The organism is Ancylobacter sp. G4_0304, assembly GCF_047501495.1.
Lineage (GTDB): Bacteria > Pseudomonadota > Alphaproteobacteria > Rhizobiales > Xanthobacteraceae > Ancylobacter.
On record NZ_JAZDRM010000007.1, the window covers coordinates 121,785 to 140,345 of the forward strand.

Sequence of the window (18,561 nt, forward strand, 5' to 3'; positions counted from 1 at the left end):
GGTGAGGCCAGAGGTAAGCCCTGAGGCCGGCAGGGGCAAGGGTGGGGAGAAGGGTGCGGCTTGCGCGCCGGCTCAGGGCCGGAACAGGGGTCCGTTGGTGATGACCACGCCATGGCCGGCCACCTCGTTGCCGGTGGGATAGACCCCTTCCAGCACGGTCTCGAAATGCTGGCGCACCGACGCGTGGCACTGGCAGCTCATCGCCTCCAGCATCTGCGGATCACGGACGCGCAGACGCGCCCGCCCGGTGTCGATCGCGCCGCTGGCGCGCAGCTCGCGGATCACCCGGCCAATATAGGAGCGGCCCACCGCCAGCATCGAGGCAAGCTGCTCCTGGGTCAGCGTCACCTCCTCGTCCCCGGTGCGGTCGAGCGTGGCGAGCAGCCATTTCGCGGTGCGCTGCTCGATGCTGTGGGCGGCGTTGCAGGCGACCGACTGGAAGATCTGCGCCAGCAGGCAGTCGGCATAGCGCGCGAACAGATGGCGCAGCGCGGCGGACTGCTCCTTGGCGCGCTCCAGCTCGGCGCTCTCCAGCCGGAGCATCGGCCCGCCGATCTGCACCACGGCGCGGGCATAGGCCGGCAGGCGGCCCTGCGAGACGATGCCGCCCACCGCGCCCTCGCGACCGACCAGCCCGATCTCCACCAGGCGGCTATCGTCCAGCATCACCATGAACGACACCACGGTCTGCGCGCAGGGGAAATACACGGTGCGCACGTCGTCGCCCGGCTCGTAGAGCACGGCGCCGGCCGGCCGGTCCATGCGCCTGAGGCTGCCCTTCAGCAGCGCGAACTCGGCCGCGCGCAAGGCGCCCAGCAGATTGTTGCCGCCCGACGAGACATCGACATTGGTCGGCGTCACCTGATCCATAACCCCGCTCCCCACACCACCCGTCACGATGTACTCTGTTACGGGGAATTAACGCGGCGGGGCGGGATATGTTCACTAGTGGCCAGAACATCGCGGATTTTCGCTCTACAACCATACCCATGGCGGGGCGGCACTTCATATCGGCGGACACACACATGATCAGCGACGGCTCAGGCCCGGGCGCGTCCCTTTCTCGTGCCGAGGCTGGTTCGCGTCGATGAAGGATTCATCCGCCAATACCTTCCGGCCGCCCGCCTTCTGGCGGCTGATGGACGCGGTTCAGCCGCTGCGCCGCCATCGCCTGCTCGGCGATCTGTGCGGCATCCTGCTGTTCGCCCTCGCGCTGGGGTTGCGCGTGCTGGTCGACGACGTGCTGCCGGCGGGGTTTCCGTTCCTCACCTTCTTTCCGGCCGTCATCCTCTCGACCTTCATGTGCGGGTTGCGGCCCGGCATCGTGTGCGCGGTGCTCTCCACTCTCGCGGCGTGGTACTTCTTCATCGGCCCCGCCACCGGCATGGTGCTGACCGGCCAGGCGGCGATGGCTCTCGGCTTCTTCACGGTCATCGCCGCGATCGACATCGCGCTGGTGCACATCACCTTCACCGCCGCCGAGCGGCTGCGGCAGGAAAAGGCGGTGACCGCCAAGCTCTATGAGGAACAGCGCACCATGTTCCAGGAGCTCCGGCACCGCGTCGCCAACAACATGCAGTTCGTCGCGGCGCTGCTGATCCTGCACCGGCGCGAGGCCGCGCAGGCGCCCGAGCGCGCGCTCGCCACGCTGGACGAGGCCCGCCGCCGGCTGGAGACCATCGCGCGGCTGCACCGCCGGCTCTACGACCCCGACCGGCTGGCGCTGCCGATCGAGCCCTATCTGCGCGAACTGTGCCGCGACCTTTTGGAAGCCGCCGGCGCCCGCGCCGTGGTGTGCCATGTCTCGGCGCCGGCGGTCACGCTGAGCGTGGCGCGCCTCACCACCCTGTCGCTGCTGGTGGCGGAGATCGTCACCAACAGCCTCAAGCACGCCTTCGGCCCGCATGGCGTGGGCTCGCTCGACGTGACGTTGAGCCGGCTTTCCTCCGACCGCTACGAGCTCGCCATCGTGGATGACGGGCCGGGCCTGCCGGTCGATTTCGATCCGGCGAACAGCCCGAGCCTCGGCCTGCGCATCATTCAGGGACTGGCCGGACAGCTCGACGGCAAGGTCCGCTTCGAAAACCGCGGCGGCACCGCCGTGCTGGTCGAGTTCAACGGCGGCGGGTAACCGTCCGTAACGCCGGGCGGGCCTCGCCCGGCTCGCAAAAAGCGGTGCGCCCCGGCCCGACATGCTCTAGAAGCGCGGGCGTCACCTTGCGAACATGAGGAGCGCGCCATGTCGCCGAGCGCCACGTCCCTGAACCCGGCCTCCGAGACCTTCGACCTGCTCCTCAAGGGCGGCACCGTGGTCAATCAGGATGGCGAAGGCGTGCGCGATGTCGGCGTCAGGGCCGGGCGCATCGCCGGCATCGGCTCGTTCCACCCCGATCAGGCCGGCGAGATCATCGACTGCACCGGCCTGCACATTCTGCCCGGCGTGATCGACACCCAGGTCCATTTCCGCGAGCCGGGAATGGAGCACAAGGAAGACCTCGAATCAGGCTCCCGCGCGGCGGTGATGGGCGGCGTCACCGCCGTGTTCGAGATGCCGAACACCAACCCGCTCACCATCTCGGCGAGCGCGCTGGAAGACAAGCTCGCGCGGGCGCGCGGGCGCATGCATTGCGACTTCGCCTTCTTCGTCGGCGGCACCCATGACAATGTGAAGGACCTGCCCGAGCTGGAAATGCTGCCGGGCGCCGCCGGCATCAAGGTGTTCATCGGCTCCTCCACCGGCTCGCTGCTGGTCGCCGACGATCCGGGCGTGCGCGCCATCCTGAAAGTCATCCGCCGCCGCGCCTCGTTCCATTGCGAGGACGAGCCGCGCCTTGAGGAGCGCAAGCACCTGCGCGTGGTCGGCGATCCCTCCTCGCACCCGGTCTGGCGCGACGAGATCGCCGCGCTCACCGCCACCACCCGCCTCGTCAACCTGGCGCGCGAGGTCGGCAAGCGCATCCACGTCCTGCACATCACCTCGCAGGAGGAGATGGAGTTCCTGCGCGGCGCCAAGGACGTCGCCACCGTCGAGGTGACGCCCCATCACCTGACCATGGACGACAGCTGGTATGGCCGCCTCGGCTCGCTGGTGCAGATGAACCCGCCGGTGCGCGCCGCCCAGCACCGCGCCGCGATCTGGCGCGGCCTCAGCGAGGGCGTGGTCGACGTGCTCGGCTCCGACCACGCGCCGCACACGCTGGAGGAGAAGGCCAAGCCCTATCCGAACAGCCCCTCGGGCATGACCGGCGTGCAGACGCTGGTGCCGATGATGCTGGACCATGTGAATGCCGGCCGGCTCTCGCTCGCCCGCTTCGTCGACCTCTCCAGCGCCGGCCCGGCGCGCATCTTCAACATCGCCACCAAGGGCCGGATCGCGGTCGGCTACGACGCCGATTTCACCATCGTCGACCTCAAGCGCCGGCAGACCATCCGCAATGAATGGATCGCCTCCAAGCCCGGCTGGACGCCCTATGACGGCGTCGAGGTCACCGGCTGGCCGGTGGGGACGCTCATTCGCGGCAACAAGGTGATGTGGGAAGGCGAGCTGACCGGCCCCTCCGGCGGCGCCCCCGTGCGCTTCATGGAAGCGCTGGAGCCGACCCGCCCCACCCGCACCCCGACCCTGCTGGAACGGCTGGGCTAGGGAGCGGCTGGGCTAGTACGTCACTTCCGCCAGATAGAGCCCGGCCGAGGGGGCCATCGGGCCGCAGCGTGTGCGGTCCTTCGCTTCCAGCGCGGCGCTCACATCGTCCGGCGTCCAGGCGCCCTCGCCGACCTTCACCAGCGTGCCGACCATGGAGCGCACCTGATGGTGGAGGAAGGAGCGCGCCGCCGCATGGACGCGGATTTCGCCGTCCAGCGTCTCCACCTCCAGCCGGTCCAGCGTTTTCACCGGCGAGGCGGACTGGCAGCCAATGGCGCGGAAGGTGGTGAAGTCGTGCCGCCCGACCAGCCGCGCCGCGCCTTCCGCCATCGCCGCGACATCGAGCGGCCGGCGGATTCGCCACGCCCGGTCGCGCTCCAGCGCGAGATCGGCGCGGCGCACGATCAGCCGGTAGACATAGCGCCGCCCGGTCGCCGAGAACCGGGCGTGGAAATCATCCGCCACCCGCTCGGCCGCCAGCACCGCGACGGGATGCGGGCGCAGATGCGCGTTCATGGCGTCGCCCACCGTGTCGGCGCGCCACTCCTTCGCCAGTTCGACATGGCCGACCTGCCCGGTGGCGTGCACGCCGGAATCGGTGCGTCCCGCGCCATGGACCGGCGCATCCTCGCCGGAAAAGGCGCGTACGGCCTGCGCCAGCACGCCTTGTACACTCGGCTGGCCGTCCTGGATCTGCCAGCCGGCGAAGGGGGTGCCGTCATATTCGATGGTGAGCTTGTAGCGGGGCATGATGCTCTGTAGCGCCGCGAGCGCGCGCCGTCATCCACCGCGCGGCGCACGGTTGCCCGGCTGGCCGCGCTGGGGCATCGTGCGCGCCCGAAACGGAGCCCGCCATGACCTCCCCGACCGCCGCCGACCGCACCGACATCGTGGATTCCAGCGACCATGTCGTGCTGATCGACGGCTCGGCCTATATTTTCCGCGCCTATCACGCTTTGCCCCCGCTCACCCGCACCTCGGACAAGCTGCCGGTCGGCGCGGTGGCGGGCTTCTGCAACATGCTGTGGAAGCTGGTGCGCGCCCAAGGGTTCTCGCCGGCGCCCACCCATCTCGCCGTGGTGTTCGACAAGAGCGAGCAGACGTTCCGAAAGGATATCTACCCGCTCTACAAGGCGCAGCGCCCGGAGCTGCCGGAGGATCTGCGCCCGCAATTCCCGCTGATCCGCGAGGCCACCCGCGCATTCGACCTCGCCTGCGTCGAGCAGGCCGGCTTCGAGGCCGACGACCTGATCGCAACCTATGCAGAGCAGGCCAAGGCGCGGGGCGCACAGGTCACCGTCATCTCCTCCGACAAGGACCTGATGCAGCTCGTCGACCGTCTGGTGCGCATGTACGATCCGATGAAGGACAGGGCCATCGGCACCGAGGAGGTATTCGAGAAATTCGGCGTCGCGCCGGAAAAGGTGGTCGACGTGCAGTCGCTGGCCGGCGATTCGGTGGACAACGTGCCGGGCGTGCCGGGCATCGGCATCAAGACCGCCGCCCAGCTTCTCGCCGAATACGGCGACCTCGATACGCTGCTGGCCCGCGCGGCCGAGATCAAGCAGACCAAGCGCCGCGAGAACCTGATCGAGTTCGCCGATCAGGCCCGGCTGTCGCGCGAGCTGGTGACGCTGAAGCGCGACGTGCCGCTCGACGTGCCGCTCGACGACATCGCGGTGGTGGAGCCCGAGGGCAAGCGGCTGATCGCCTTCCTCAAGGCGATGGAGTTCACCACCCTCACCCGCCGCGTCGCGGAAGCCTATGACATCGAGGCCGCCGCCATCGAGCCCGACCCGGCCCTGAAGGCCGGGGGCGCTGAGAGCGACGCCCTCGCCAGCCTCGCCGAGCCGACGGATGGCAGCAAACCCGCCGACGGCGCGCCGAAATCGCCGGTCGGCGCGGCGGGCAATGCCCTCACCCCGCAGGCGCTTTCCGCCGCCCGCGTGGCCGAGGCCAGCGCGACGCCGGTCGACCGCTCGAAATACGAGACCGTCACCAGCCTCGCCCGGCTTCAGGAATGGATCGCCCGCGCCGCCGATCTCGGTGTGGTCGCGGTCGATACCGAAACCACCGGGCTCGACGCCATGGCGGCCGATCTGGTCGGCATCTCGCTGGCCACGGCACCCAACGAAGCCTGTTACATCCCGCTCGCCCACAAGGGCGGCGATGAGGGGCTGTTCAGCGAAGGCCTGCTGCCCGGCCAGATTCCGCTCGACGACGCCCTCGCCGCACTCAAGCCGCTGCTGGAACACCCCGGCGTGCTCAAGATCGGCCAGAACATGAAATATGACTGGCTGATCTTCGCGCGCTACGGCATCAATGTCGGCCCCTATGACGACACGATGCTGATCTCCTACGTGCTCGACGCCGGCGCCTCGCCGCACGGCATGGACCCGCTTTCGATCCGCTGGCTCGGCCACACCCCGATCAAGTACGAGGAGGTCGCGGGCAAGGGCAAGAACGCCGTCACCTTCGACCGCGTAACCATCGAGAAGGCGGTGGAGTACGCCGCCGAGGACGCCGACGTCACGCTGCGGCTGTGGCGCGCGCTCAAGCCCCGGCTGGCGGCGGAAGGCAAGACCACGGTCTATGAGACGCTGGAGCGCCCGCTGGTCGCCGTGCTCGGCGATATGGAACGGCGCGGCATCCTGATCGACCGCCAGATGCTCTCACGGCTCTCCGGCGAATTTGCGCAGGGCATGGCGCGGCTGGAGGCGGAAATCTCGGAGATGGCGGGCGAGACCTTCAATCCCGGCTCCCCCAAGCAGCTCGGCGACATCCTGTTCGGCAAGATGCAGATTCCCGGCGGCCGCAAGACCCCGACCGGGGCGTGGTCCACCGGCGCCGACGTGCTGGAGGAACTGGCGGAAGCCGGCCACGAATTGCCGCGCCGCATCCTCGACTGGCGCCAGCTCCAGAAGCTGAAATCCACCTATGCCGATGCGTTGCCGACCTATGTGAACCGCGAGACCGGCCGCGTGCACACCTCCTTCGCGCTCGCCGCCACGACGACGGGGCGGCTCTCCTCCTCCGAGCCTAACCTGCAGAACATCCCGGTGCGCACCGAGGAAGGCCGCAAGATCCGCAAGGCTTTCATCGCGGAACGCGGCCACAAGCTGGTCTCGGCGGACTATTCACAGATCGAACTGCGCCTGCTCGCCGAGATCGCCGAGACGCCCGCGTTGCGCCAGGCGTTCCAGGACGGGCTGGACATCCACGCCATGACCGCCTCGGAGATGTTCGGCGTGCCAATCGAGGGCATGCCGGGCGAAGTGCGCCGGCGTGCCAAGGCGATCAATTTCGGCATCATCTACGGCATTTCCGCCTTCGGGCTCGCCAATCAGCTCTCGATCCCGCGCGAGGAGGCGGGCGCCTATATCAAACGCTATTTCGAGCGTTTCCCCGGCATCCGCGCCTATATGGACGAGACCCGCGCCTTCGCCCGTGAGCACGGCTATGTCGAGACGCTGTTCGGCCGGCGCTGCCACTACCCGGACATCAACGCCAAGAACCCCTCGATCCGCGCCTTCAACGAGCGCGCGGCGATCAATGCCCGGCTTCAGGGTTCCGCCGCCGACATCATCCGCCGCGCCATGGCGCGCATGGACGCCGCGCTGGAGGCCGCGCGCCTTTCCGCCCGCATGCTGCTGCAGGTGCATGACGAGTTGATCTTCGAGGTGCCGGATGAGGAGATCGACGCGACGCTGCCGGTGGTGCGCCTGGTGATGGAACAGGCGGCGATGCCGGCGGTGGCGCTGAAGGTACCGCTCAAGGTCGACGCCCGCGCCGCGCAGAACTGGGACGAGGCGCATTAAGCCGGGGGCCGGCAAGAGCCGAGGCCCCCTACGCCCCGTCCAACAGCGCGGCTTACCTCCTCTCCCCGTCGAGGAGAGGGGTGAGGGGCCTTACGCCACCGCAAGCTCCACCGGGATGTTCCCGCGCGTGGCCTTGGAATAGGGGCACATCTGATGCGCCGCCTCGATCACTTCCTGCGCTTCGTCTTTAGAGAGCGCCGGAGCCTTGAGGGTGAGCTTCACCGCGAGGCTGAAGCCGTCATCGCCCTTCACCAGCGAGGCGGCCACGGTGACGGCGGCGCCGGTCACATCCAGCTTCTTCTGCCGGCCGACCGCTTCCACCGCGGAGCCGAAGCAGGCGGCATAGCCGGTGGCGAACAGGTGCTCGGGCGTGGTCTTGCCGGGATCGAGCACGCCATTATGCGGCATGGCGAGGTCGACCGAGACCGAGCCATCGCTGGTCTGCGAATGGCCATTGCGCCCGCCGATAGCGGTGGCGGTGCCGGTAAACAGAACGGTGCCGGACATGAAGCTTCTCCCTTTGGGGTTGGACCGAGAATGACAGTCACTTGCTAAAATGGTGCGACAGGCCGGCACGGCAACCGCGCCCTGTCGAAACCGCACGCCGCTTATCGTGCATGCGCGCCCTGCATGCGGGGCTCTTGTGCGGCAGGCGGCGGCATGGCACTTGGCCGTGCCATGAAAGCTGATGCCACCCCCGCTTTGCCGCCCTGCCTGCCCTTCGCGGAACTCGCCCCGCGCTACGACGTGCTGCTGTGCGATGTGTGGGGCGTGCTCCACAATGGCGCACAGGGCCGCCCGGACGCCGCCGACGCGCTGGAGCGCGCCCGCGCGGCCGGCGCCACTGTCATCCTGGTCTCCAACGCCCCGCGTCCGCCCGATGGCGTGGCGAAGATTCTCGACGGATTCGGCATTCCGCGCAGCGCCTATGACGCCATCGTCACCTCGGGCATGGTGACGGCCGCGCTGCTCGCGCAGCGGCCCGGCGTGAAGATGTGGCATCTCGGCCCGGATCGCGACCTCGGCATTTATGACGGGCTCGACCTCGCGCTCACCGACCTGAAGAGCGCCGAGCTGATCGTCTGCACCGGTCTGTTCGACGACACGGTGGAGACGCCGGAGGATTATCGCGACACGCTGAAGGCGGCGCAGGCGCGCGACCTGCCCTTCATCTGCGCCAACCCGGACATCGTGGTGGAGCGCGGCGGCGAGCTGATCTGGTGCGCCGGCGCCATCGCGGAGGCCTATCAGACGCTGGGCGGTTCGGCGGTCTATTGCGGCAAGCCGCACCTCCCGATCTACGAAACCGCGTTCGCCACCGCCCGCGCGCTCAGGGGCAGCGACACACCGCGCGAACGATTCCTCGCGATCGGCGACGCGCTGCGCACCGATCTCGCCGGCGCGCTCGGCGCCGGCATCGACTGCCTGTTCGTCGCCGCCGGCATCCATGCCGGCGAGCTCGGGCTGGAAGAGACCGGCACTCTGGATCCGCACGCGCTGGCGCGGCTGCTGGAAGACGGCCCCGGCCGTCCTGTCGCCGTCACCACCCGACTGGCCTGGGGCGCGTGATGACAAGGGGAGCGGCGCGGGCTCCGGCCTTGACGGCGCGCCGCCCTGTCGCGTTCCATCGCCCACGTTCCGCCGGCCCGAGCGGGGCGGACGGACGCAGAGCCTGATCACATGACCCACCCCACCGTTTCCCTCAACCCCTTCGTGGTGCTGCGCGACGGCGAGGCGCTGCCCGCCGCGCTCAAGGGGCCGGTGGTTGCCATCGGCAATTTCGACGGCGTGCATCGCGGCCACCGCGCGGTAATCGGCACCGCGATCGAGCAGGCCCGCTCCTTCGGCAAGCCGGCGCTGGCGCTGACCTTCGAGCCACACCCGCGCGCCTTTTTCCGCCCGGACGAGCCGATGTTCCGCCTCACCCCCGAGCCGATGAAGCTCGCCCGCCTCGCCGAGACCGGGCTCGACGGCGCAGTGGTGCTCGGCTTCGATGCCGCGCTGGCCGCCAAGGATGCCGAGAGCTTCGTCGCCGACATTCTGGTCGGTCAGCTCGGCGTCGCCATGGTGGTGGCGGGGTTCGACTTCCATTTCGGCAAGGGCCGCTCCGGCTCGCCCGCCTTCCTGCGCGAGGCGGGTGCCAGGCATGGCTTCCGCGTCGAGATCGTCCCGCCGCTGCTCGACGAAGGCGCGCAGATTTCCTCCTCCGCGATCCGCGCCGCGCTGGCGCAGGGGCGCGTCGAGCAGGCCGCCGACATGCTCGGGGCGCCATGGGAGATCGAGGCCGAGGTGATCCATGGCGACAAGCGCGGGCGCGAGCTCGGCTATCCCACCGCCAATATGCGGCTCGACCCGTCGATCCAGCTCGCGCACGGTATCTATGCCGTGACGCTGGAGATCGACGGCGTGCGGCGGCCGGCCGTGGCGAGCTTCGGGCGCCGCCCGACCTTCGACGACGGCGCGCCGCGGCTGGAGAGCTTCGTGTTCGACTTCTCCGGCGATCTTTACGGCAAACGCCTGCGCGTCGCCTTCCACGCCTATCTGCGCCCCGAGCTGAAGTTCGACAGCATCGAGGCACTGATCGCGCAGATGGACATCGACAGCGCGAAAGCGCGCGCGGCGCTGGGGTCCTAGAGCGCGTCCCGCCCTTGCACCGCCCCGTCGCTGCGCTTAAACCGTGCGGCGAGAGCGAGGAGCGCGTCATGACGAGCCGCAACAGCGACGGTCGGGAGACCAGCGGGACCACGGGCAAGGCCGCACAGGGGGCCGAGACGGAGGCCGTGCGCGACTATTCGTCGACCCTGTTCCTGCCGCAGACCGATTTCCCGATGCGCGCAGGCCTGCCTCAGCGCGAGCCGGAAATGCTGGCGCGCTGGAAGGCGATCGACCTTTATGGCCGCCAGCGCAAGGCCGGCGAAGGCCGCCCGCGTTTCGTGCTGCATGACGGCCCGCCCTATGCCAATGGCAACATCCATATCGGCCACGCGCTCAACAAGATCCTGAAGGACGTGGTGGTGCGCTCGCAGGGCGCGCTCGGCCACGATTCCAACTATGTGCCGGGCTGGGACTGCCACGGCCTGCCGATCGAGTGGAAGATCGAGGAGCAGTACCGCGCCAAGGGCCGCAACAAGGACGAAGTGCCGGTCGTCGAGTTCCGCCAGGAATGCCGCGCCTTCGCGCAAGGCTGGCTGGACATCCAGCGCGAGGAGTTCAAGCGGCTCGGCGTCGAAGGCGACTGGTCGCACCCTTACGTCACCATGAGCTTCGACGCCGAAGCGCAGATCGCCCGCGAGATCATGAAGTTCGCCGCCAACGGCCTGCTCTATCGCGGCTCCAAGCCGGTGATGTGGTCGGTGGTGGAGAAGACCGCGCTGGCCGAGGCCGAGGTCGAGTATCACGACCACACCTCGACCACGATCTTCGTCAAGTTCCCGGTCACCGGCTATCGCAAGAGCGCCGCCACCGCCGGCGGCCTGCCCAAGGGGCTGGAGCCGGCCGACAAGGCCGCCGACATCCACCTTTTCCCCTCCTATGAGGGGGCGAATGTGGTGATCTGGACCACCACGCCCTGGACCATCCCCGGGAACCGCGCCATCGCCTTCTCGAAGGACGTCACCTATGCCGTCTATGAGGTGACCGAGGCGGCCGAGGATAATTGGGCCAAGGTGGGCGAGCATTTCATCCTCGCCGACAAGCTGGCGTCCGAGGTGTTCAAGGCCGCGCGCGTGACGGGCTATGAGCGCCACCGCGAGGTGGACCCGACCCATCTGGTCTGCGCCCACCCGCTCAAGGGCGTGCCCAGCGCGGGCCATTATTTCGACTTCGCCGTGCCGGTGGTGGCCGGCGATTTCGTCACCGACGACACCGGCACCGGCTTCGTGCACATCGCCCCCGGCCATGGCGCGGACGACTTCAACCTCTACATCGCCGAAAAGCTCGGCGAGGTGCCGCACACGGTCGGCCCGGACGGACGCTATTACGATCATGTCCCGCTGTTCGCCGGCCATCGCGTGATGGACGACAAGGGCAAGGACGGCGACGCCAATGACGCGGTGATCAAGGCGCTGGTTGCGGCCGGCAAAATCATCGCGCGCGGCCGGCTCAAGCATCAGTATCCGCATTCGTGGCGCTCCAAGGCCCCGATCATCTTCCGCAACACGCCGCAATGGTTCATCGCGATGGACAAGGACATCGCGGCGGCCGACGGCTCGAAAACCAGCGGCGACACGTTGCGGGCGCGGGCGCTTTCGGGCATCGCGGGGGTGGACTGGGTGCCGGCGAGCGGACGCAACCGCATCAACGGCATGATCGAGAACCGCCCGGACTGGGTGGTCTCGCGCCAGCGCGCCTGGGGCGTGCCGATTGCGGTGTTCGTGAAGGACAAGGGCGACGGCACGGTCGAGATCCTGAAGGACGACCAGGTGAACGCGCGCATCGCGGACGCCTTCGCGTCCGAGGGCGCCGACGCCTGGTACAAGGAGGGCGCGGCCGCCCGCTTCCTCGGCAATGATCACAGCGCGGACGAGTGGTCGAAGATCGACGACATTCTCGATGTCTGGTTCGATTCCGGCTCCACCCACGCCTTCACGCTGGAAGTGCGCGACGACCTCAAGGTCGACCGCGCCTTCAATGGCGGGCCGGACCGGGTGATGTATCTCGAAGGCTCGGACCAGCATCGCGGCTGGTTCCATTCCTCGCTGCTGGAGAGCTGCGGCACGCGCGGGCGCCCGCCCTATGACGTGGTGCTCACCCACGGCTTCGTGCTCGACGAGGACGGGCGCAAGATGTCGAAGTCGCTCGGCAATGTGGTCTCGCCGCAGGAAGTGATCAAATCCTCCGGCGCCGACATCCTGCGCCTGTGGGTCTGCGCTTCGGATTATTCCGATGATCTGCGCATCGGCGCGGAAATCCTCAAGACCACGGTCGAGACCTACCGCAAGCTGCGGAACACGCTGCGCTGGCTGCTCGGCTCGCTGCACCATTACCGCGAGAGCGAGCGCGTGGCTTTCTCCGACATGCCGGCGCTGGAGCGCATGGTGCTGCATCGTCTCGTCGAGCTCGACGCGGTGGTGCGCGAGGCCTATGCGACCTTCGACTTCAAGCGGGTGCACGCGGCACTGTCGTCCTTCATGACCACCGAGCTGTCGGCTTTCTATTTCGACGTGCGCAAGGACGCGCTCTATTGCGACCCGATTTCGTCGGTGACGCGCCGCGCCTGCTTGACTGTGCTCGACGAGGTGTTCAACCGCCTCGTGGTGTGGCTCGCCCCGATCCTGCCCTTCACGGCGGAAGAGACCTGGCTCGCGCGCTTCCCCTCCGAGACCGGCTCGGTGCATCTCGAGACCTTCCCGGACACCCCGGCGAAATGGCGCGACGAGGTGCTGGCGGATGAGTGGCGCAAGATCCGCCTGGTGCGCCGCGTGGTGCTCGGCGCGCTGGAAGTGGAGCGCGCCAACAAGCGCATCGGCTCCAGCCTCGAAGCGGCGCCAGTGATCCATGTCTCCGATCCGAAGCTGTTCGCAGCGGTGAGCGCGGTCGATCTTGCGGAAATCTGCATCACCTCGGATGCGCATCTGATGCCTGACGAAGGCACGGCCGATGCGTTCCGGCTCGACGAGGTGCCGGGCGTCAGCGTGGTGCCGAACCGCGCGCAGGGCCACAAATGCGCCCGCTCCTGGAAGATTTCGCCGCTGGTCGGCACCGATCCCGACTACCCGGACGTGACGCCCCGCGACGCGCAGGCGCTGCGCGAGCTGGCGCTCGCGCGCCGGGCCGCGGAATGAGGCTTCCCGCGAACCGGGCCGGCAGAGGACATTCATGAAGCTGCGTCTGGCCGGCCCCCTCTCGCTCTATGGCGGCGCCTACGCGCTGGCGGCGCTCGCCATCGATCAGGCGTCGAAGCTGCTGGTGCTGCACCTGGTCGATTTCGGCGATGACGGCATCGTGCGCGTGCTGCCCTTCCTCGACATCGTGCGTGCCTGGAACACCGGCATCAGCTACGGCCTGTTCTCGCAGGGCGCGGATGGCTGGTGGCTGCTCGGCGGGCTGAAGATCGCGGCGGCGATCTTCTTCGCCTTCTGGCTCGCCCGCATCCATCGGCGGCTGGAGGCGGCGGCGCTCGGGCTGCTGATCGGCGGCGCGCTCGGCAACGCCATCGACCGCGTGGCCTATGGCGCGGTGTTCGACTTCGTGTCGCTGCACGCTTTCGGCTTCTACTGGTACGTCTTCAACCTGTCGGATGTCGCCATAGTTGCCGGTGTCGCACTGCTTTTGTATGACTCGCTTAAGGGCGATGCCGTAAAATAGCCGTCCTGAAATGAGAACCGATCTTTCCGCGCCTTGAGCGGATCGTCGCGGGATGGGGTTCACCCTCCCGTGCCGGGTCGGCAGGAGATGACCGGATGATCACACGACTGGACACCACGCGCCTTGCCAGCCGCCGCCCGGCGCTGGCTTTGGCGGCGGCCACCGGCTTCGCAATGGCTCTTCTTGCCGGCGGTGCACAGGCTCAGGAAGATACCAGCTTCACCGAGCAGCTGTTCACCACACTCGGCCTCGTCCCCCCGGCGCCTCCCCCGATCGACTATCGCGAGCGCGCCCCGCTGGTGGTGCCGCCGAGCGGCGATATCCTGCCGCCGCCGCGCGACCAGTCGGCGCTGGCCGAGAATCCGGCCTGGCCCAAGGATGTCGATCAGGAAGAGCGCAAGAAGGCCGCTGCCGCCGCCAAGTTGCCGACCTTCGTCAACGATCGCAACGACACCCGCGCCCTGACCCCGCGGGAGGTTGCCACCGGCCGGCGCTCCGGCGCCGGGTTGAACACCGGCGCGCCGCAGCCCACCAGCCTGCGCGAGAAGGAAGGCTGGATCCAGCCCAAGAATCTCGGCTTCACCGGCTGGATGAACAAGACGGAAGAAAAGCCGCTGCCGTTCGACGGCGAGCCGGAGCGTCAGGCGCTGACCGAGCCGCCGCCCGGCTACCAGACACCCGCGCCGAACGCGCCCTACGGCGTCGTCGCCGAGCGCGAGGAGAACAAGGGCTTCCAGCTTCCCAACCTGTTCGACCGTACGCAGAAGAACAACGACCGCCACTGACGGGCCCCGCCCCCGCCCGGGCGCGGTTTGCCGGCTCTGCCATCACATGGGATTGATCGGCTGCCGCAGATTCGCCGGATCGCGTGTGGCAAGGTTGCACCTTCGCGCCGGTCGACACGGCGCGGAAAGGCCGGTGGAACCTGTGTCCCCGGCTTCCCGTCAAACGCGTGCCGCCGGGCGCGCCCGCCTGGATGATGTGACCGGAATGCCGACACGAAAGCCGACTGGAAATTTCATGCCCGCCCTCATGATTCTCGCCGCCGCCGGCGCCGCCACGCTCGCCCCCTCCCGGCCCGCGAAGGCGGCGGAGATTTCGCAGTTCACCCTCGACAACGGCATGCAGGTCGTGGTGGTTCCGGACCATCGCGCCCCGGTGGTCACCCACATGGTGTGGTACCGCGTCGGCTCGGCGGACGAACAGCCCGGCAAGTCCGGCATCGCGCATTTCCTTGAGCACCTGATGTTCAAGGGCACGCAGAAGCACCCGACCGGCGAATTCTCCCAGACCGTCGCCAAGCTCGGCGGCCAGGAGAACGCCTTCACCTCGCAGGACTACACCGCCTATTTCCAGCGCGTCGCCAAGGAGCACCTGCCGGTGGTGATGGGCTTCGAGGCCGACCGCATGACCGGCCTCGTGCTCACCGACGAGGTGGTGCTGCCCGAGCGCGACGTGGTGCTGGAAGAACGCCGCATGCGCACCGACAACGACCCGGCGTCGCAGCTCTCCGAGGCGTCGCAGGCCGCGATGTTCACCAACCACCCCTACGGCCATCCGATCATCGGCTGGGAAGACGAGATCAAGAAGCTCAACCGCGAGGACGCGCTCGCCTTCTATCGCCGCTTCTACACGCCCAACAACGCCATCCTCGTGGTGGCGGGCGATGTCGAGCCGGACGAAGTGAAGAAGCTCGCGCAGGAAAGCTATGGCAAGGTTCAGCCGCGCGCGGAAACCGCGCTGCGCAAGCGCCCGGCCGAGCCCACCCCGCGCGCCGAGCGCCGGCTGGTGCTCGCCGATGCCCGCGTCGGCCAGCCGAGCCTGTCGCGCTCCTATCTGGTGCCGTCCTATCGCGGCAACCCGCAGGAAAGCGTCGCGCTCGACGTTCTGTCGCAGGTGCTCGGCGGCGGCTCCACCGGCCGGCTCTACCGGAGCCTGGTGGCCGAGCAGGGCCTCGCCGCCAATGCGGGCGCCTGGTACCAGTCGACCGCTCTGGACGATGCCCGCTTCGGCGTCTCCGCCTCGCCGCGCCCCGATGTGCCGCTGGAGAAGCTGGAAGCCGCGCTCGACGAGGTGGTCGCCAGTATCGCCGCGAACGGCCCCGACGCCGGCGAGCTTGAGCGCGCCAAGACCCGCCTCGTCGCCGATGCGATCTACGCGCAGGACAATCAGGCCACGCTCGCCCGCATCTACGGCGCCGCGCTTGCCACCGGCACCACGGTGGATGACGTGCAGAACTGGCCGGAAATGGTAAAGACCGTCACCGCCGAGCAGGTGCGCGAGGCCGCCAAACGCTATCTTGTCGCCTCGCGGTCCGTGACCAGCCATCTGCTTCCGGCCAAGACCGAGGCGCAGGGCGCGCAGAAGCCGGCGCCGGAGAAGCGCTCATGAGCGGTTCCGCGCGCAGCATCGGCGCCCGCGCCGGAATTTTTCGCCCCGGATTCGTCCATTCCCTGTCCCATCTTTCCGCCGCGGTCCTGACCCTGATGTCCATCGCCCTGATCCCGACCGCTCCCGCCCAGTCCGAGACCACGCGGATCCAGCGCGTCGTCAGCCCGGGCGGCATTGAGGCGTGGCTGGTGCATGACACCACCCTGCCGCTGGTGGCGATGGAATTCGCCTTTGTCGGCGGTGCCGCGCAGGACCCGGCGGACAAGCCAGGCGTCGCCTCGCTCGCCTCTTCGCTGCTCGATGAGGGCGCCGGCGATCTCAATTCGCAGGCGTTCCAGGACAAGCTGTCCGAGAAGGCGATCGAGCTGCGCTTCGACGCCTCGCGTGACATGCTCGGCGGCTCGTTGCGCACGCTCTCGGAAAACGTCGACCCTGCCTTCGAGCTGGTGCGACTCTCGGTGAACGAGCCGCGCTTCGACGACGAGGCGGTGGAGCGCATTCGCCAGGGCGTGCTCGCCTCGCTGCGCCGGCGCGCCAATGACCCCTCCGCGCTCGCCAATCTCGGCTGGTCGGCCGCCGCCTTCCCGAACCATCCCTATGGCCGCCCGGTCTCCGGCACGCTGGACAGCGTGCCCACCATCACCCGCGACGACCTCGCTTCCTACGCGAAGAGGGTGATGGCGCGCGACAATCTCAAGATCGCAGTGGTCGGCGACATCACGCCGGAAGCGCTGGCACCCAAGCTCGACGCCATGTTCGGCGCGCTCCCCGCCAAGGCGGAGCTGACCCCGGTGCCCGACGTCACGCCGCAGGGCCTCGGCACGGTGGTGGTGAAGGAAATCGACGTGCCGCAGACCTCGGTGGTGTTCGGCGGCATTGCGCTCAAGCGCAACGACCCGGATTTCATCCCGGCCTTCGTGCTCAACCACATGCTCGGCGGCAGCGCCTTTTCCTCGCGGCTGTTCAAGGAAGTGCGCGAGAAGCGCGGCCTTGCCTATTCGGTCTACAGCCACCTGGCCCCGCTCGACCATGCCGGCCTCATCCTCGGCGGCACCGCCACCAAGAACGACCGCACGGCCGAGTCGATCGACCTGATCCGCTCGGAATATCTCAAGCTGCTCACCGACGGCCCCACTGAAGAAGAGTTGCAGGACGCCAAGGATTATCTGATCGGCTCGTTCGCGCTGCGCTTCGATTCCTCAGCCAAGGTCGCCGCCCAGCTGCTGCAGATCCAGATCGACGATCTCGGCATCGACTATATCGACGAGCGCAACGCGCTGGTGGCAGCGGTGACGCTGGACGACGTGAAGCGCGTCGCCGCGCGGCTGAAGCAGCACCCCGACCTGCTGTTCAGCCTCGCCGGCAAGCCGGCGGGCCTCACGCCCAACGGCGGCTGAGCGCTCAGCGCCCGGCGCGGTTTCGCCCTGACGGAGATGGAGTTGGCGCGCGCCGGGGTGTTCCCTGCGCGCGTCATCGCCTGCTATAAGGTCCGCCGGCCGGAGGAATGCCGCACGACCGAACGGGGATAGCGTATGCGAGTAGCCGACACTGGAGCCCTTGGACGCCTTGGATTCGGACGCCGTGGATTCGGCGGCGCCCGCGCCACGTTGGCGGTTTCGCTCGTCGCGCTGCTCCTGGCCGGCTGCGCGGCGGTCGACGGTTCCGGCGGCGGCGGCAATGAAGGACCGATGGGCGTCGGCAATGCCGGCAATCAGGGCGGCTTCGGCTCCACCATGGAGACCACCACGGTCGCCGCCACGCCGCAGCAGGGCACCGCGTCGCCCGCCGCGACCACCATGCCGTCGAGTGCCGTCTCCACCCAGGTCACGCAGTCCGGCAGCGAGGCCGGCGGTTCAGGCCCCGGCGACACCTCCGACTTCACCTGCCCGCGCGTGGAAGTGCGCGGCGGCGCGGCAGCCTGGCAGGTCACCGATCCCGGCGATGGCGGCCTGCGCTATCAGGCGACGCTCGGCCAGTTCTCGCGCGAATGCCGTTACACCACGCCGGACATGACCATGCGCGTCGGCATTCAGGGCCGCGTGCTGCTTGGCGCCAAGGGCGGCCCCGGCAAGGTCAGCGTGCCGATCCGGCTCGCTCTCGTCGAGGAAGGCCCGGTGCCGAAGCCGGTCTGGACCAAGTTCTATTCCGTGCCGGTGGAAATCGGCGAGGGCGTGATGCAGGTCGATTTCGGCCTGGTCGCCAGCGATGTCACCTTCCCGCGCCCCACCCCGGCGACGCTGGACCGTTACGTTCTCTATGTCGGCTTCGACCCGCAGGGCGCCACCGAAAAGCCGACCCGGCCGCGCCGGTGCAGTCGGCCCCGCTGCAGCCAATACCCGCTCAGGCCGCGCCGGCTCCCGCCACGCCGGCGCCTGTCGCGGTGCAGCCCGCCCCGGCAGCGCC

General features: G+C 68.7%; 14 protein-coding genes. 11 read left to right on the forward strand and 3 right to left on the reverse strand.

Going from position 1 to position 18,561, the window contains the following annotated elements; translation table 11 throughout:
- Nucleotides 1–72: 72 nt before the first annotated feature.
- The gene (locus VRZ77_RS06175; RefSeq protein WP_414591784.1) at nt 73–870 is read right to left on the reverse strand and encodes a Crp/Fnr family transcriptional regulator; all 798 of its coding nucleotides are present in this window, start codon (nt 868–870) and stop codon (nt 73–75) included.
- Between the two features lie 217 nt (nt 871–1,087).
- Between VRZ77_RS06175 and VRZ77_RS06180 the strand changes: the two genes are divergently transcribed.
- Complete coding sequence (locus VRZ77_RS06180; RefSeq protein WP_414591785.1) at nt 1,088–2,131, forward strand: histidine kinase dimerization/phosphoacceptor domain -containing protein; 1,044 nt, start codon at nt 1,088–1,090, stop codon at nt 2,129–2,131.
- 108 nt (nt 2,132–2,239) lie between these two features.
- Nucleotides 2,240–3,643 (forward strand): dihydroorotase, encoded by a 1,404-nt coding sequence (locus VRZ77_RS06185; protein WP_414591786.1) that lies wholly within the window; start codon nt 2,240–2,242, stop codon nt 3,641–3,643.
- 12 nt (nt 3,644–3,655) lie between these two features.
- Here the strand turns inward: VRZ77_RS06185 and truA are convergent, their stop codons facing one another.
- Nucleotides 3,656–4,393: a tRNA pseudouridine(38-40) synthase TruA gene (gene truA, locus VRZ77_RS06190; protein WP_414591787.1), complete on the reverse strand. Its 738-nt coding sequence runs from the start codon at nt 4,391–4,393 to the stop codon at nt 3,656–3,658.
- 104 nt (nt 4,394–4,497) lie between these two features.
- Here truA and polA point away from each other — a divergent pair, with 104 nt between their 5' ends.
- Complete coding sequence (polA, locus tag VRZ77_RS06195) at nt 4,498–7,461, forward strand: DNA polymerase I (protein ID WP_414591788.1); 2,964 nt, start codon at nt 4,498–4,500, stop codon at nt 7,459–7,461.
- Between the two features lie 90 nt (nt 7,462–7,551).
- Here polA and VRZ77_RS06200 read toward each other — a convergent pair whose 3' ends face one another.
- Entirely contained in the window at nt 7,552–7,968 is a 417-nt protein-coding gene (locus tag VRZ77_RS06200) for an Ohr family peroxiredoxin (RefSeq protein ID WP_414591789.1), read from the reverse strand.
- 153 nt (nt 7,969–8,121) lie between these two features.
- Here VRZ77_RS06200 and VRZ77_RS06205 point away from each other — a divergent pair, with 153 nt between their 5' ends.
- From VRZ77_RS06205 to VRZ77_RS06240, 8 genes are all read left to right on the forward strand, one after another.
- Nucleotides 8,122–9,030 carry a TIGR01459 family HAD-type hydrolase gene (locus VRZ77_RS06205; protein WP_414591790.1) on the forward strand — a complete coding sequence of 303 codons (909 nt, stop codon included), beginning with the start codon at nt 8,122–8,124 and terminating at the stop codon, nt 9,028–9,030.
- A 111-nt stretch (nt 9,031–9,141) separates the two neighbouring features.
- Nucleotides 9,142–10,095 (forward strand): bifunctional riboflavin kinase/FAD synthetase, encoded by a 954-nt coding sequence (locus tag VRZ77_RS06210; RefSeq protein WP_414591791.1) that lies wholly within the window; start codon nt 9,142–9,144, stop codon nt 10,093–10,095.
- A 68-nt stretch (nt 10,096–10,163) separates the two neighbouring features.
- A complete protein-coding gene (gene ileS, locus VRZ77_RS06215; protein ID WP_414591792.1) occupies nt 10,164–13,244 on the forward strand; it encodes an isoleucine--tRNA ligase in 3,081 nt (1,026 codons plus the stop codon).
- Between the two features lie 34 nt (nt 13,245–13,278).
- Nucleotides 13,279–13,767 (forward strand): signal peptidase II, encoded by a 489-nt coding sequence (gene lspA / locus VRZ77_RS06220; RefSeq protein ID WP_414591793.1) that lies wholly within the window; start codon nt 13,279–13,281, stop codon nt 13,765–13,767.
- A 95-nt stretch (nt 13,768–13,862) separates the two neighbouring features.
- Complete coding sequence (locus VRZ77_RS06225; RefSeq protein WP_414591794.1) at nt 13,863–14,552, forward strand: hypothetical protein; 690 nt, start codon at nt 13,863–13,865, stop codon at nt 14,550–14,552.
- Between the two features lie 235 nt (nt 14,553–14,787).
- Complete coding sequence (locus tag VRZ77_RS06230) at nt 14,788–16,158, forward strand: M16 family metallopeptidase (RefSeq protein WP_414591795.1); 1,371 nt, start codon at nt 14,788–14,790, stop codon at nt 16,156–16,158.
- The gene (locus VRZ77_RS06235; protein WP_414591796.1) at nt 16,155–17,555 is read left to right on the forward strand and encodes a M16 family metallopeptidase; all 1,401 of its coding nucleotides are present in this window, start codon (nt 16,155–16,157) and stop codon (nt 17,553–17,555) included. Before VRZ77_RS06230 ends, VRZ77_RS06235 begins: the two co-directional genes overlap by 4 nt.
- A 210-nt stretch (nt 17,556–17,765) precedes the next feature.
- Nucleotides 17,766–18,561: hypothetical protein (locus VRZ77_RS06240; RefSeq protein ID WP_414591797.1), on the forward strand; the 796-nt coding region annotated here is incomplete at its 3' end.